The sequence below is a fragment of the Bacterioplanoides sp. SCSIO 12839 genome, assembly GCF_024397975.1.
In the GTDB taxonomy this organism is placed as follows: Bacteria; Pseudomonadota; Gammaproteobacteria; order Pseudomonadales; family Oceanobacteraceae; genus Bacterioplanoides.
Window position 1 is genome coordinate 2526556 of the sequence record NZ_CP073745.1, and the last position, 14690, is coordinate 2541245.

Genomic DNA, 14690 nt, shown 5'->3' on the forward strand with positions numbered 1-14690 from the left:
GTTATTGCCAGAAGATATTGGCTTCAATAGCGCTGATCAGTGTTTCCATATCCACCGGATACACTTCACCGATATGACCAATGCGGAAGCATGGGGTATCGGTTACCTTGCCGGGATAAATCACAAAACCGGCTTCTTTTAAGCGGTCGTATAATTGTTTGAAATCAAAACGGTCGGATTGCGGGTACTTAAACGTGGTAATAAATGGCGATTGTTTTTCATCTTCCACCACACATTCAAAGCCCAGCTTTTTCATGCCTGCAACCAGTGTCTGATGGTTATTGCTGTAACGTTCGGCACGCTTACCAATACCACCTTCCTGATCCAGTTCTTTCATTGCTTGCTGAAAGGCACGCACAACGTGTGTGGGCGACGTAAAACGCCATTTTCCGTTACCGCTTTCCATCGCCTGCCACTGATCATAAAGATCCAGGCTTAATGAACGTGCATTGCCCTGGCATTGCTCTAGCACCGAGGTTTTTACGATCACAAATCCCATACCTGGCACACCCTGAATGCACTTATTGGCGCTGCTGATTAAACAATCGATATTCAGGCCTGCCACATCGATGTCGATACCGCCAAACGAACTCATGGCATCCACAATCAGCGTTTTACCCGCCGCTTTTACTACCTCAGCGTAATGCTCAACCGGGTTCAGAATGCCGGAAGTGGTTTCGCAATGAACCGTAGCCACGTGTGTAATAGCCGAGTCTTCAGCCAGCTTAGTACGCAACGCTTCAGCGCTTACCCACTCGCTTTCAGAGGCCGTTAACGTGGCGGTTTCGATATTGAGGTATTCGGCAATCTGAGCAATACGCTGGCCGTAAGCGCCATTGATTAATACCAATAACTTGCCATTTTCTTTGGGCAGCAAAGTACCAATCGCACTCTCCACCGCAAACGTACCACTGCCCTGCATCAACACACTGGTGTACTGATCGGCTGCGCAATGTGCCAGCTCAACCAACTGTTGGCGAATTGGCTGCACCACCCCCAGATTGTAATCATCATCCCAGGTGCACCAGTCGCGCAGCATGGTCTCTTTAACGGAATCACTGGTGCTCAGTGGGCCCGGTGTTAACAGCAAGTATGGGTTGCTCATGGTTCAATCTCTTTAAGTATGACAACCAGTCCTGACGCCTGAGGCTTAGCCTTGGTCTAGACCAGATTAACTAGACGCAAATATAAGCGAGGCCGTAGTGAACGGCAATGACGGTTCGATGAAGTTTTTGTTACATCAGGGCAGAAATTTCTGACAGCCAACTTTATGGATGCATAACCAGCACAATCGGCAGGCCGGACATATTCAGGTCTGCTCCAACATAACAAATAGTCACTTTTTCCTATTTGCACTGGCCTGTGGTGAAAGTCTGTAGCAGAATAAAAATCTTGTTATATCAATGGTAACCCTCGACAATCCCAAGGGCCTCATGATCAGCTGGTTCTAGGGATAATGCACGCTTATACGGATGAGAAGATCAGTCTCATGGAAGTTTTTATTGAAAATTCAATCGGCTATAGGAATTTTCTAAGTTCGTGCGATCTGTGAAAATGCGTATACTCACAATTAAGATGTTATAGCTAAATAAGAAAGGAAGTCATGCGATATATATTCGGTTTATTTTTGATCGTGTTTTTTAAAAATGTCTTTGCAGTACCACTGTATGTGGAACATAGCATCAAAAATCTCAGTTCAAACGATGATAAAATTAAAAGGAAAGCAGCGTTTAGTCTTTCTAGTTATTTTACTGACAATGGCTCAGGATCGTCAGATCCAAAAATAATTGATGATAATATAAACTTATTTTATCTGGCACTCAAAGATCCAATAACAGCCGGATCCATCACGGACATATTTGGTGCCAGATACATTAACCTAGGAAATGGCAACTATTACCTATACTTAGATAAAGCGAAGCCAGAAATAAAGGATAGAGCATTACCAATTATCTTAAAGAATTTAAACTCTAAAAGTAGGTGGTTGGCAGAAAAATCTGCAGGTGCGCTAATTAATGTATGGCATTGTCAGTATGAGAAAGTAATTAGAACGCGTGCAAACAATGGCAGACAGGCTGGGGAAAGTAAGTTTGCCTTTAAATATGTGTTAAAAACTTTAGATAAAACGTGTACATCAAAACCATAACAAGCCAATGCTCACGACGAGTACGTAATTAAAACGTTATGCGAAAGAGCTAATTACTAATGCATAGCTTTCCAGATATCATTGGTGCCAAATTAGATAGCCTCCATGAAGCCAGTAAGAATAAAATGACAGAAAAAATGGAAAAATTGTCGCTCAGAACACTTGGAGCAGCAGGAATCATGATTTTCCTGCCACTATTCTTGTTTACGTTCACTGATCCATACCTTGTGGAACGAGCAGGCCAGTCGTTCATCAGCTGGAAATTAAAAGAAGGGGTTAACGAGAAAATAGATTCTTTTAATTTACCTGAACCTACAAAATTAGAATCACTTTTCGGAACAAAAGTAAAAGAGCTTAGAAGCCAAACCGAAAAAGAGCTTGAAAAGGTTAAAAGGCGATTAAAAGCAGATGCTCCCGGCATATTAGCGGAACAAATTTCAAGACTCCGAAACCTTGACTGTGACTGTCGAAATAAGTGGGAAAAATCAATCAGGTCATCGATGGAATCAAAACTTCTATCTCTTGAAGTAGCTAAGTCTGCATTAATAAACTTCAGTCATATCAAATACATGGAAATTGTTCACAAGTTAACCAGAGACGTTCGTATTTTCCTGGGAACCAATGCGGCTGTATTTTTACTTTTATTGCTCGCTTCTTTTGTTCAGCCCAGAGCAATGAAGCATCTTTTTCTGCCCAGCTTCCTACTGCTAACCTCTACAGTGATTTGCTCTTACTTCTATATATTCGAACAAAACTGGTTATACACCATAATCTATAACGACTATACCGGTATCGCCTACATCGGATACCTCAGTATCGTCTTCGCAATTCTCTGTGACATTCTGTTTAATAGAGCGAGGGTTACCACAGAAGTGATCAATGGATGTTTACAAGCAATCGGACATGCTGCGAACCTGACTCCTTGCTGAATACCCGAACTTACCCCCTCCCTGAATATTTAGATAACAAAACGCTCAACACATCAATAGTCAGGAAAGCACAAAAACAAGGCACAACCATGATCATCATCTACGGCATTTAAGAACAGCTGAATCCGATTAAGGCCCACATGTCAGACGTCATTCATCAATGTATGATGGATGTACTGGGCATGCCAGAAGGCAAACGCGCTCACCGCTTTGTGCCGCTCAACAAAGATGACTATTACTACCCTGAAGACCGAACCGACCAATACACCGTATTGGAAATCAATATGATGGAAGGCCGGGAAGTTAATACAAAAAAAGCGCTGATTAGTGCGTTATTTAAGCAGTTTGAAGAGCAACTGAGCATCTCCCCTATTGATCTGGAAATCACCATCAAAGAGCAACCGGCTCACTGCTGGGGCTTCCGGGGCATCACCGGCGATGAGGCTAAATTAAATTACAAGGTCGATGTCTGATACCCGGGTTTCCAAACAAGTTGAGCCAGTTTTACTTAAGCGAAACCCTCACCTTACTGCTATTATCATGGTGTAAAATCAACCATCAAAGCGATACCTGAATGACTCCTCTGCAACTGGCAAAACACTACTTTGACCTTTCAAACGACAGTAATTTTGATGAAATTACTCCGATGTTCACCGACAGTTCTACCTTTTACTCTGGCAAACATGACCTGTTTCTGGGAGTTACAGAAATTATGTCGATGCAACGTGCGCATCACGGCTCTTATCAAGCGTTACACTGGCATATCACTCAGGTTGCCGAGATTAAACCAGGCATCATTCGGTTTGATTTTGACTTTAAGGGTAAAACTAACGCAGGGGATGAGGTTGAGTATTCAGGAATTGAGCATATCGTGATTCATCAGGGGAAAATTCAACACATCCAGATTCGGTTGGTATAAAACCGGGTCAGACTGACATAAAAAAGGGAGCAATCGCTCCCTTTTTTATGGATAACCGAAGTAAACACTAACTATTTTTTCAACACCAGAGAGATGTTAACCGGTACGGTGTCAGAAATGTCGATACCACCCACAGTTGCGGCTAACTGAGTCAGGTTCTCTGCCGGAATACCAAATGCACTGGCGCTGATAATCACCGGGCGAGCACTTGAAACCGCAACAATATCACCCGATTTCACCACATTCAGGTTCATATCCACCGTTTGGGTATTACCCATAATGGTTAATGCGACGGGTAATGTGATCTGTTTAACCACTGAATCGGCTTTTAACAAATCGGCCGGAATGTTGGATTTAACGTCGATAGTGGGAAAGGCTGCTGAGTTAAAAAACAGCTGGTTTAGGCGATCATCACGAATAGAAACGCCCGTACTGATCTTATTCAGTGGCACACTGGCGCTAAGCTCACCGGATTCACTGACTTGACCTGAAACCTGGCTGACAGACGCCGGTTCAACAACGTATTGTTTCTTAATGGTCGCAAAGTTAACCGTCGATACCGCTTCATCAATCGTATAACCGCCCTGTGCGTATGATTGATAGGATGCCGCTAACAGCAGCATGGCGCCTATGGCTTTTTTCATTGTTATTTCCTCTTCAGCAATCAATATTGGCTGGCCATTGTGGGTGATCATCAGGCCAGGCTCTAATCAGGATTATTGATAGTACTGATCGCTGAAAGCTATCAGGCAGGGCTAAATTACGACAAAACCACTAATCAATCATTTCAGCTGATGCAAAAAGCGCGCAATTCAATCGCGCTGTGCACCCAGAATTCCTGGTCATATTCTACCGGTACCCTGTCACCTTCGTAACGAATCCGCTCTACCCCAAGACACGGGGCACCATTAATGTGAGACAAGGATTCAGCAACCTGATCATAAACAGCCGATACGCGAATGCGGTTATCTTCGTAAGTAATCGCTACGTTATAGTCGTCTTGCATCAGCGTCGTTAATGAGGCTTCCAGGTCCTTTTTTTCAATGCCCGGGAAACGAGCCGCAGACAAATAAATAATTTCGTATAACACCGGGCGGTCGTCCAGGCTACGCAGCCGCACCAGCTCAACCAGCTTCTCATTATCCTTAACCTGCAGAACCTCTCGGGCTTTCGCTGGCCCTTTGATACACCGCTTACTAACCAGCTCAGTGTTGGGTTCTTTGTTTTGCTGCTCGGCCAACATATAAAAATTAACCCGCGATGATGGGTCATATTCCAGTCGTGATGGCGTGACAAACCAGCCCCGGCGGTTTGAACGATAAATAAGTCCTTCCGATTCCAGCTTTGATAACGCATCCCGAACCGTAATCCGGGTGCTGTTAAATTGTTCGACCAGTTCGCGCTCAGATGGCAGGCGGTCATTGATGCCCAACTTACCTGAGCGTATCTGACTGGATAAATGGTCTCGTATTTCTAAGCTGGCTGATTGCATGGTTTGTTTTCCAAACGCCCTGGCATTATTCATCTTGGGTGGATTCTACTCTGCTCTATGATTTGAAAGAAGGCGCTATGATTTAAAAGAAGGGGTCAGTGACGCGGTGGCATCGTCATTTCCGCCCTGCTGAGGCTCCGCTGAAGCAGTATTTCCTCGTTTGGCATCAATAAAAAAGCGCCAGCGAAAATACACCCAGGCAATAAACGTCAGGCTGCCGCCAACAGTGGCTGTGACGTAAATAGCGTTAATAAAAAAGGTTAGCCAGCTGAGATCCGGTGAATAGAAGTTCTTCACCAACATCAGACCGACGCTACCGACATAGCCCGCACTGTCTGCCAGGTAAATTAGGAAACCGGCATTTGCCACACCACCAGCAATCGCGACAAAGCGATCAAATAAAAAGCAGTTAAACGGTATGTAAGATAAATACAATCCGCTACCTAATAAAACCATCCAGACTTTGCTATCTAATCCTGCGTATTGATAGGCCCAGGTCGATCCACCGAGAATGACACAGCCCAAAATAATGGCAATATGGTTTGCGGTAAACGCTTTGAAGTTATCACGAATAAACATCAACAGCGCCAATGCAACCAGCACCATGCCCGCAATACGCACGCCGGCATAAGTAAAAATTTCGGGCGTGTTGCCATAGCCCAAGGCCATCCAGATTTCCGACGAAAAATTATCACGGAAGTCGCGTAATGCGGTGAATAATAAAAAGGCCAGAATCAGTGACAATAACCCAAACCAGTATTTTGAAAATAAGTTCCAGCGGTCGGCTGCGGTCATTGGCTGGCGTTTCTGACGTGCCGCTTCATCCGCAGCATTTGGCTCAGGTAATAACGATAATGCGTAAACCGAGATAAACAGTAACGGCGTGAAAATCAGGCCGGTCAGAACCGGCATCCAGAATTCGGGCACATCCAGATAAACAATCAGTGATTTTCCCACCGAGCGCACCATACCTGAGGCCACGACAAACGAAGCACTTAAGCCAGCGCCCAGCAGTTCACTGGTACGCCGCCCTTCCAGATAACTGAACACCAGTCCCCAGATCATCCCCAGAGGAAGCCCGTTTAAGAACATCGCCAGAGGTTTCCACTGCAATGGCAATACCGCAAATAATAATAAAGCCAGTTCAGCAAACATAATCAGTGCCAGAATCGCGATGGCACGGCGGTTATGCAGCATCGACGACACGACTTTAATGCCAATAAACTTAGAGCACAGGTAACCAATCACCTGAGATAAAATCAGCATGACTTTGAAATCAATGCCAAACCAGTCGCTGTATTCATAGTGTCCGACCACAAACGGTTTACGGAAGGCATACATTGAAAAGTAGGTTAAAAAGGCGGCACTGATGGCAAATACCACAAACCAGAAAGTGGGTGCTCGTTCTAACCAGTGATGAATTTTTGATTGAATTTTCTGATGCATAACATTTTACCCTTAAGGCACTTAACCTGTTTTTTTCTGGCTACGTGCCAGGGCACATTGCTGTTGAAACTCGTCACTGAAAACATCCGGCGCCGCTGCCCCCTGGCCAAAACGACCCAGACCATAAGGAGCGATATCCAGCCGCTCAGTTGATGTATCATCGAGGATGCTGGCAGCCATGGCTTTGCCGATTCCGCCACTCCAGGCGATACCCGCTCCCGAGCATCCGGCAACCACATTGAGGTTTTTCCAGCCCTGAGGTTTGCCTAACAAAGGCTTACCATCCGGGGTATAACTGGACACTCCGGCGATGTAATGACTCAACTGTGCCTGCTCTAACAAAGGACAACGCTCGATTAATGCCTGCCAGTTTTCTTCCAGTGCAGCCCAGCCTTGTGGGTCTTCTGGAAAACCCAGTGCATGAATATCATCAGGCAGCTGCTCAGCATTGGTGTAACACCCCAGACTGTCTCTGACACCAAACAACAAAGCGCCATTTTCACTGCGGAAATAAAAACCGTTTGCCTGATCAATCAGCATGGGCATATCACGCGTAATCTGATCCTGGGGGTTGGTAATCCAGTAATGACTTCTTACCGTCGCCATGGGTAACGAAACCCCATATTGCCTGGCGAACGATTTTCCCCATGGCCCCGCCGCGAGAATGACATCATCACATTTGAATGTTTCGTCATTACTACGAACCGCGCATATTGTTCCATTTTCTGCTTGCAATGCTGTGACACGGGTATTGGCTAACAACCGGGCACCGCTGTTTTTGGCTTGTTGCATATACACAACGGCCAATAAATACGGATCAATAAAACCGTCGTCGTCATATTCCAGCGCCGTTGCATTGGCTTTCAGATTCAGCCATGGAAATTGTGCCTGGATGCTTTCATCATTGTGAAAGCCAGCAGTTGTTCCCTGCGACAGAGCAATTTCCTGATAGCGGTTTAAGGTATCTGTCGCGCACCCATCGTCCACCAGATGCCAGCAACCGCTACGCTGCATTAATGATTCATTGCGTTCACGCTCGAAGCGTTTGATGATGTCGTGTGTTTCTGCAACAAAATGGCTGGCGTTGAGATCAGCACGGGCACGGGTCAGCAATGCTGCTGCTTGCGATGTGGTTCCTGCTGCAAACTCGCCGGCTTCCAGCACAGTCACCTGAGCCTGACCACTGCGCTGCAAATAATAAGCGCAGGATAAACCCAGTATTCCACCACCAATAATAATGACGTGTTTCATTTGATTCTTGTTTCGGCTGTCTGTTCGATGTTGTATTTTTAATCTGGTCTAGTCCAATAAAACCAAAATTAAATGACAGTCCGATGACAAATATGTTCATCGGGTTATCACATCAAATGACTGCCTGAAACCATAAAAAAGCCGCTGCAAAATCACTTTTGCAACGGCAATCTGGAGAGTTATTAATTACCCTGGCTCCTTTAAAAAGGCGCCAGGCAATGATCAGAAGAAGCTGTATTTAACACCGGCACTCATACGGTAACCGTAGTATTCCGTTTGAGTTGGGCGGTTTTTATTACCCAGGTAATATTTCAGAGGTTCGTTAGTGATGTTATTGGCATCAAAGTAGAACATCAGGTCGTCACTGTGGGTATAAGATGCACTGAAATCAACACTGGTATTGCCGCCATAAATTTCGTCAAAGTCGCTGCTTGAACCGTGTTCAAGAATGTAATCACCCTTGTGGTTAACGGCTAAACGAACGGCGAATTTATTGTCATCATAAAATACCGAAGCATTGTACAACTCATCAGCCTGACGGGTGATCGGAGCTTTACGACCATCAGGCAGTTCCATCACAGAACGCATACGGGTGTAGTTTGCCTGCACACCGAAGTTGTATAAATCATCCAGCAGGAAGTCCAGGCGTCGGCTCAGAGCAAACTCAACACCACCCAACCAGGCAGTATCACCGTTTTCTTCACGTACTGTTTTGACGCTCTGACCACGGAATTCACCGGTGCCACGCTCACGGAAAATCGGATCAGTGATGTGCTTATAGAAAGCGCCCGCAGAAACGATGCCAACGTTACCGAAGTATTGTTCAAACATCACATCCAGGTTATCGGAATAGGTTGGGTCCAGATCCGGATTACCACTCTGCAGAGTGCCATCGGCTTCACTGTAGCTGCCGCCCGGAGTCAACGCGCCGAAGTCAGGACGAGCAAAGCTGCGGGTCAGGGCAAAACGCAGATTCTGTTCTTCAGCCAATGCATGAGTCACATGCAAAGACGGCAATACAGAGGTGTATTTTTTGTTTTCTTTACGCGGTGTCGTGACACCATCCACACTTAAATAACCGTCAACCTGAGTGTCGGTTTGTTCGATACGCAGACCACCCACCATTTTGGTTTCATCATTCAGGTGGTAGGTTGCCATGCCGTAAGCGGCCATGTGAGTTTCTTCAACATCGAAGTTACGACTCAGAGCACCACCGTTTTCAACCGTTGCCGATTCACCGTTATCCAGTTCGAACTTGTCGCGGTTATCGGTCCAGAAGTCTTCAACATCCGACATACTGGCGACCTGACTGAAATCCTGATCGTACTTAGCATTAATATCGTTCAGGAAGTCGCTGCGACCCGGCTGATTTCTGAGATTAAAATCAGACAGCAGTACATCCGCTTCACCCGCTTTTAAGGTGTAGAACTCATCCGAGAAACGCGCGATACGTTCTTTCTGACGGTATTTCATCCCGGTTTTTAATTGCAGGTCATAACTCATGTCGTGCGTAAAATCGAGCTGTGCCACAATTTTATCTTTTTCACGCACATCTACTTTATACAGCTCGATGTCCGCCAGTTTCATTTGTGACGGATCCATTTGGAAACCATCCTGCAAATGAGTCGATGGTCTTGTTGGTGAACTGCTGCCACCATCAATAAAGTTATTGGAGCGACCTTCGCCATCTTCGTCGTACTGAAGACCGTCGAACACCACATCTTTTTGTGTGAACTTCGCAACAAAGTAGCTGTTATCACTGCTGTTTGGCACATCGCCGTAGTAGAAGTGATTATCGTAGGTCGCTAATTTCCAATCCAGTTTGCTGTCAGTGCCAACAAAGTGCTCACCACCAATTTCATTGGCCGTCAGTTCCGTGGTCAGAATATTGTGGATGTGCTGCAGTTCAACACGGCCACCGTCAATGCTGCCATCCGGGTTTTGTGTCTGCTTGTCGAAACGGTAGCGGTGTTTGTAGTGCGTTTCGTCATCGATCAGCGTGCCATACAAGGTACGGGCATAAATGGAGTCGCCGTTATCGAAGTTATATTCAACGGCACCGTTTAAACCACGGGTATCGCGCTCACCGGTGTAGTCTCGCAGTTCCAGGCGGTAAATACTGCCATCATCGTTACGGCGAGGCTCAAAGTTATCCGTTGCCCAGTGACGGAAGTTGGTCGTGGCATTGATGATATAACCAAACTTACCGTCTTCACTGCGATCACCCGCCATGATATTCAGGTTGTAACCAGCTTCGCCGGCTTTATCGCTGTAATTGGTGCCCACCGTCACGTCCAGCAACGTATCTTCCGGAGCCATACGGGTAATAAAGTTAACGTTACCGCCAATCGCGTCACCTTCCATATCCGGTGTCAGCGCTTTACTGACTTCAATACTCTGGATCATTTCGGTTGGGAAAAAATCGAATGCCGTGGCACGAGAAGTGGTTTCTTCTTCTGCCGTTGGAATACGGTCACCATTCATTGAGGCTGAGCTCCACTGAGCCGGTAAACCACGAACGGCTACAAAGCGGCCTTCCCCCTGGTCGCGCTCAATCGATACACCCGGCAGACGCTGTACCGCTTCTGCTGCATTACGGTCTGGCAGTTTGCCAATACCATCTGCAGAAATAACGTTAAGAATACGATCAGAATTACGCTGAGTATCCAGTGCTTTGGCCTGACCTTCGAAAATCACACCAACGGCAACCACTTCTTCAATCGTTTCATCTGAGCTTAAAACGCTGCTCTGGTCATTGATGTTCTGTTCTGCATCGGTCTCAGCCAGTGCAGACAATGTGATCCCTGAAAATGCGCCGGCCACTGCGACCGATAACATGTGCTTTGCAAACTTATTCATAATTCCCCCGAGATTTTGAAAAAGTCATATCGAAAAATCGACTTACTCATACACTCAATCAATAAAATACTGGTATAGACCAGAAACAGAAAGGAGATTAAAAGTTAATTGTGACGGCGATGTGACGAAGGCGTACAGGAAAGCAAATAGTTCAATCCACTAAGGAACCTACAAGCTATTTACCAGCACTTTTAATGAATAAGAACTGACAAAAAGCCCATGAAAAGCAAAATTAGATAGAATTAGGCAACAGTATTGTTAGACTAAGAGATACGACCTTTGTAGTAGTATAAGCCTTGATGTTGCCAGAATGCCGCCAAAACTCCGTGCTGCAACTCGAATGGCATATAAACCTAACCAAGAGATAATAAAAACAATGGAATCACTCATTTTTACTGCCCTGCTCATGGTGCAGTTTACAATCATGTTTTCGTTGGGCATCGGCCTTGAAGTGGCAGATTTCAAACGGGTTGCAGAACGACGTTTTGTATTTTTTGTAGCGGTAGCATGCCAGGTAATCCTGCTGCCACTGGTGGCCTTTGGCAGTGCACATTTATTCGGCTTAGCACCGGTATTAGCCGCGGGAGTAATGTTGCTGAGTTTCTGCCCGGGTGGTGTTACCAGTAATATTATTTCTAAATTATCACGCGCGGATGTCGCTTTATCGGTATCCTTAACAGCGGTGGTCAGCATTTTATCTTTTATTACCATTCCTCCCCTGACGGCCATTTCCATCGAATATTTCATGGGCGCTGAAGCACCTGATTTTTCTTTCCTGCGATTGGCAGTGATCACCTTTTTAATCACAACAACACCGGTGATGCTGGGCGTATTTATCCGCCATCACAAACCAGCCCTGGTTAAAAAGATTGAAACGCCATTAGAGCGCACCGCCATTGCGTTGTGGGTCATTATCGTTTTCCTGGCAATCGCCAAATCCTGGAATATTCTGGTCGAGAATTTTGTTGAAATGGGCACTTCCATGATGCTACTGCCGTTTGTGATGCTGATGATTGGTTTGGTGATTGGTGTATTGCTGAAGCTGACCCGCAAAGAAAGCAAAACCATTTCCATCGAAACCGGTATCCAGAACTCTCCGATGGCGATTACACTGGCCGCAGCCATCAGTGGCTCAGAGCTGGGCATTACTGAGTTAGCGCTGCCTGCGGCACTGTATTCCATTACGATGTACCTGGTGGTAATCCCATTTATCTTTGTCTACCGCAAGTGGCAGGACTAGATTCCCGTCATTTAATTCAGGCCAGCCTAATACAGCTGGTCTGAATACTCCTTTTGTTTTCCTATCTTAAAAAATTCTCTTTGGTATCGACCAGCCTGGCTAATACCAAGGTCTTCCTGTGTCATAAAGTAACACCCAAGAAAACACCTAAGCCCTTGTTTTATATTAATTTTTTAAAATACAGGTAACACTGAAAAATCGTTACTACCAAGGTCTATCTTCTTAAGCTGTGCCATCTCCCCTAGGTTGGAAGTGCATCTAATAAAAACTAGGAGGGGGTTATGGCTTTTAAGTCAGACGACGATAAACAAGCCTATTGGCGCAGAAATATCAGCTTAATGATGAAACTACTTGTCTTATGGGCAGTGGTGTCTTACGGCTTCGGTATTCTGCTTCGTGACGTACTCGACGCAATTCCGGTCGGTGGCGTTGGTTTAGGTTTCTGGTTCGCACAGCAGGGTTCCATTTATGTGTTCCTGTTCATTGTGTTCTTTTACGCCAAAAAAATGCGTGAGCTCGATCGCGAGTTTGGCGTAGACGACTAATACGAGGAGCTACTTATGGATCTGACAACGTTAACCTATTTAGTAGTGGGTGCGACTTTCGCACTCTATATGGGCATCGCGATTTGGGCGCGTGCCGGAACGACAGGTGAATTCTACGCTGCTGGCGGCGGTGTTCACCCAATCGCTAACGGTATGGCGACTGGTGCGGACTGGATGTCTGCCGCTTCTTTCATCGGCATGGCCGGTCTGATTGCATTTAAAGGCTACGACGCTTCTATCTTCCTGATGGGCTGGACCGGTGGTTATGTACTGCTGGCTCTGTGTCTGGCGCCTTACCTGCGTAAGTTCGGCAAGTTCACAGTGCCTGACTTTATTGGTGATCGTTATTACTCCAAAACGGCTCGTATCGTTGCGGTAGTCTGTCTGATCGTTGCCTCTCTGACGTACGTTATTGGTCAGATGAAAGGTATCGGTGTGGCATTCTCCCGCTTCCTCGACGTTGATTACGCTACCGGCCTGTATTCAGGTATGGGGATCGTATTCTTCTACGCGGTTCTGGGTGGTATGAAAGGTGTTACTTATACTCAGATCGCTCAATACTGTGTTCTGATTTTTGCTTACACCGTTCCTGCAGTATTTATCTCACTGAACCTGACGGGCAACCCACTGCCACAACTGGGCTTACTGAGTGATACCGCTGACGGCACACCACTGCTGCTGAAACTGGACCAAACTCTGGTTGACTTAGGCTTTGCTGAATACACCGCGCAAAAAGGCGGCACTTTCAACATGCTGATGTACACACTGTCTCTGATGATGGGTATGGCAGGTCTGCCACACGTGATTATTCGTTTCTTCACCGTACCAAAAGTATCGGATGCACGTACCTCTGCAGGTTGGGCACTGCTGTTCATCGCGATCCTGTACACCACTGCACCTGCGGTTGGTTCCATGGCTCGTCTGAACCTGACCAACACCATTCAGACAGGTCCTGTGGGTTCTGAAGAAGGTAACCTGGTGTACGCTGAACGTCCTGATTGGTTCAAAAACTGGGAGACTACTGGTCTGCTGAAATTTGAAGACAAGAATGGCGACGGTCGTATCCAGTACTACGATGATAAGAACCCTGAGTTTGCTGCCAAAGCTGAAGAGTTTGGCTGGAAAGGCAACGAAATGGTGAAAGTAGACCGCGACATCATGGTTCTGGCGAACCCTGAAATTGCGAATCTGCCAAACTGGGTTATTGCCCTGGTTGCCGCCGGTGGTCTCGCAGCCGCACTGTCGACAGCCGCAGGCTTACTGTTAGCAATCTCTTCTGCGATCTCACATGACCTGCTGAAGAGCACCTTTATGCCGCAGATCAACGAGAAGCAGGAACTGATGGCTGCACGTATCGCCATGGCGGGTGCAATCCTGGTTGCAGGCTGGCTCGGACTCAATCCACCGGGCTTCGCGGCTCAAGTAGTGGCATTGGCATTCGGCTTAGCGGCTTCCTCGATCTTCCCAGTACTGATGATGGGTATCTTCAGCACTAAGGTGAACAACACCGGTGCAGTAAGCGGTATGCTGGTTGGTCTGACGGCGACTCTGGTATACATCTTTACCTACAAAGGCTGGTTCTTCGTAGCAGGCACGAACATGCTGCCAAATACTCCGGACAACTGGTTCCTGGGTATTGCTCCGGAAGCCTTTGGTGCGGTTGGCGCTCTGCTGAACTTCGCCACGGCCTTCATTGTTTCGAACATGACGGCTCCAGTGCCAGAAGATGTTCGCCACATGATCGAAGACATTCGTGTACCAAAAGGTGCTGGTGCAGCTCAGGATCACTAAGGTAACCCCTTAATATCCAAACTGCGAAAGCACAAAAAAGGCCCGCTTCAATTGAAGCGGGCCTTTTTTATT

At 46.4% G+C, this 14690-nt stretch carries 13 protein-coding genes; 7 read left to right on the plus strand and 6 right to left on the minus strand.

What is annotated here, in order from left to right; all coding sequences use genetic code 11:
- Position 1: 1 nt before the first annotated feature.
- Positions 2–1105 (minus strand): 2-aminoethylphosphonate--pyruvate transaminase, encoded by a 1104-nt coding sequence (gene phnW / locus KFF03_RS11605; RefSeq protein ID WP_255857084.1) that lies wholly within the window; start codon positions 1103–1105, stop codon positions 2–4.
- Positions 1106–1603: 498 nt separating this feature from the next.
- Between phnW and KFF03_RS11610 the strand changes: the two genes are divergently transcribed.
- From KFF03_RS11610 to KFF03_RS11625, 4 genes are all read left to right on the plus strand, one after another.
- Positions 1604–2146: a hypothetical protein gene (locus KFF03_RS11610; RefSeq protein WP_255857085.1), complete on the plus strand. Its 543-nt coding sequence runs from the start codon at positions 1604–1606 to the stop codon at positions 2144–2146.
- 59 nt (positions 2147–2205) lie between these two features.
- On the plus strand, positions 2206–3075 hold the full coding sequence (locus KFF03_RS11615) for a hypothetical protein (RefSeq protein WP_255857086.1): 870 nt from the start codon (positions 2206–2208) through the stop codon (positions 3073–3075).
- Between the two features lie 140 nt (positions 3076–3215).
- Positions 3216–3548, plus strand: a complete 333-nt coding sequence (locus KFF03_RS11620) for a tautomerase family protein (RefSeq protein WP_255857087.1) — start codon at positions 3216–3218, stop codon at positions 3546–3548.
- Positions 3549–3649: 101 nt separating this feature from the next.
- The gene (locus KFF03_RS11625; protein WP_255857088.1) at positions 3650–3994 is read left to right on the plus strand and encodes a hypothetical protein; all 345 of its coding nucleotides are present in this window, start codon (positions 3650–3652) and stop codon (positions 3992–3994) included.
- 71 nt (positions 3995–4065) lie between these two features.
- Here KFF03_RS11625 and KFF03_RS11630 read toward each other — a convergent pair whose 3' ends face one another.
- From KFF03_RS11630 to KFF03_RS11650, 5 genes are all read right to left on the minus strand, one after another.
- A complete protein-coding gene (locus tag KFF03_RS11630) occupies positions 4066–4638 on the minus strand; it encodes a YceI family protein (protein WP_255857089.1) in 573 nt (190 codons plus the stop codon).
- 143 nt (positions 4639–4781) lie between these two features.
- Complete coding sequence (locus KFF03_RS11635) at positions 4782–5486, minus strand: UTRA domain-containing protein (protein WP_255857090.1); 705 nt, start codon at positions 5484–5486, stop codon at positions 4782–4784.
- Positions 5487–5561: 75 nt separating this feature from the next.
- On the minus strand, positions 5562–6932 hold the full coding sequence (locus KFF03_RS11640; RefSeq protein WP_255857091.1) for a DUF5690 family protein: 1371 nt from the start codon (positions 6930–6932) through the stop codon (positions 5562–5564).
- Between the two features lie 21 nt (positions 6933–6953).
- Entirely contained in the window at positions 6954–8183 is a 1230-nt protein-coding gene (locus tag KFF03_RS11645) for an FAD-binding oxidoreductase (RefSeq protein ID WP_255857092.1), read from the minus strand.
- 222 nt (positions 8184–8405) lie between these two features.
- Complete coding sequence (locus KFF03_RS11650; RefSeq protein ID WP_255857093.1) at positions 8406–11042, minus strand: TonB-dependent receptor; 2637 nt, start codon at positions 11040–11042, stop codon at positions 8406–8408.
- Between the two features lie 376 nt (positions 11043–11418).
- On the opposite strand from KFF03_RS11650, the gene KFF03_RS11655 reads away from it, so the two are divergent.
- The 3 genes from KFF03_RS11655 (at position 11419) to KFF03_RS11665 (ending at position 14618) form a co-directional block, all read left to right on the plus strand.
- A complete protein-coding gene (locus KFF03_RS11655; protein ID WP_255857094.1) occupies positions 11419–12282 on the plus strand; it encodes a bile acid:sodium symporter family protein in 864 nt (287 codons plus the stop codon).
- Positions 12283–12563: 281 nt separating this feature from the next.
- The gene (locus tag KFF03_RS11660) at positions 12564–12827 is read left to right on the plus strand and encodes a DUF4212 domain-containing protein (RefSeq protein WP_255857095.1); all 264 of its coding nucleotides are present in this window, start codon (positions 12564–12566) and stop codon (positions 12825–12827) included.
- Between the two features lie 15 nt (positions 12828–12842).
- Positions 12843–14618: a sodium:solute symporter family protein gene (locus KFF03_RS11665; RefSeq protein WP_255857096.1), complete on the plus strand. Its 1776-nt coding sequence runs from the start codon at positions 12843–12845 to the stop codon at positions 14616–14618.
- Positions 14619–14690 lie beyond the last annotated feature (72 nt).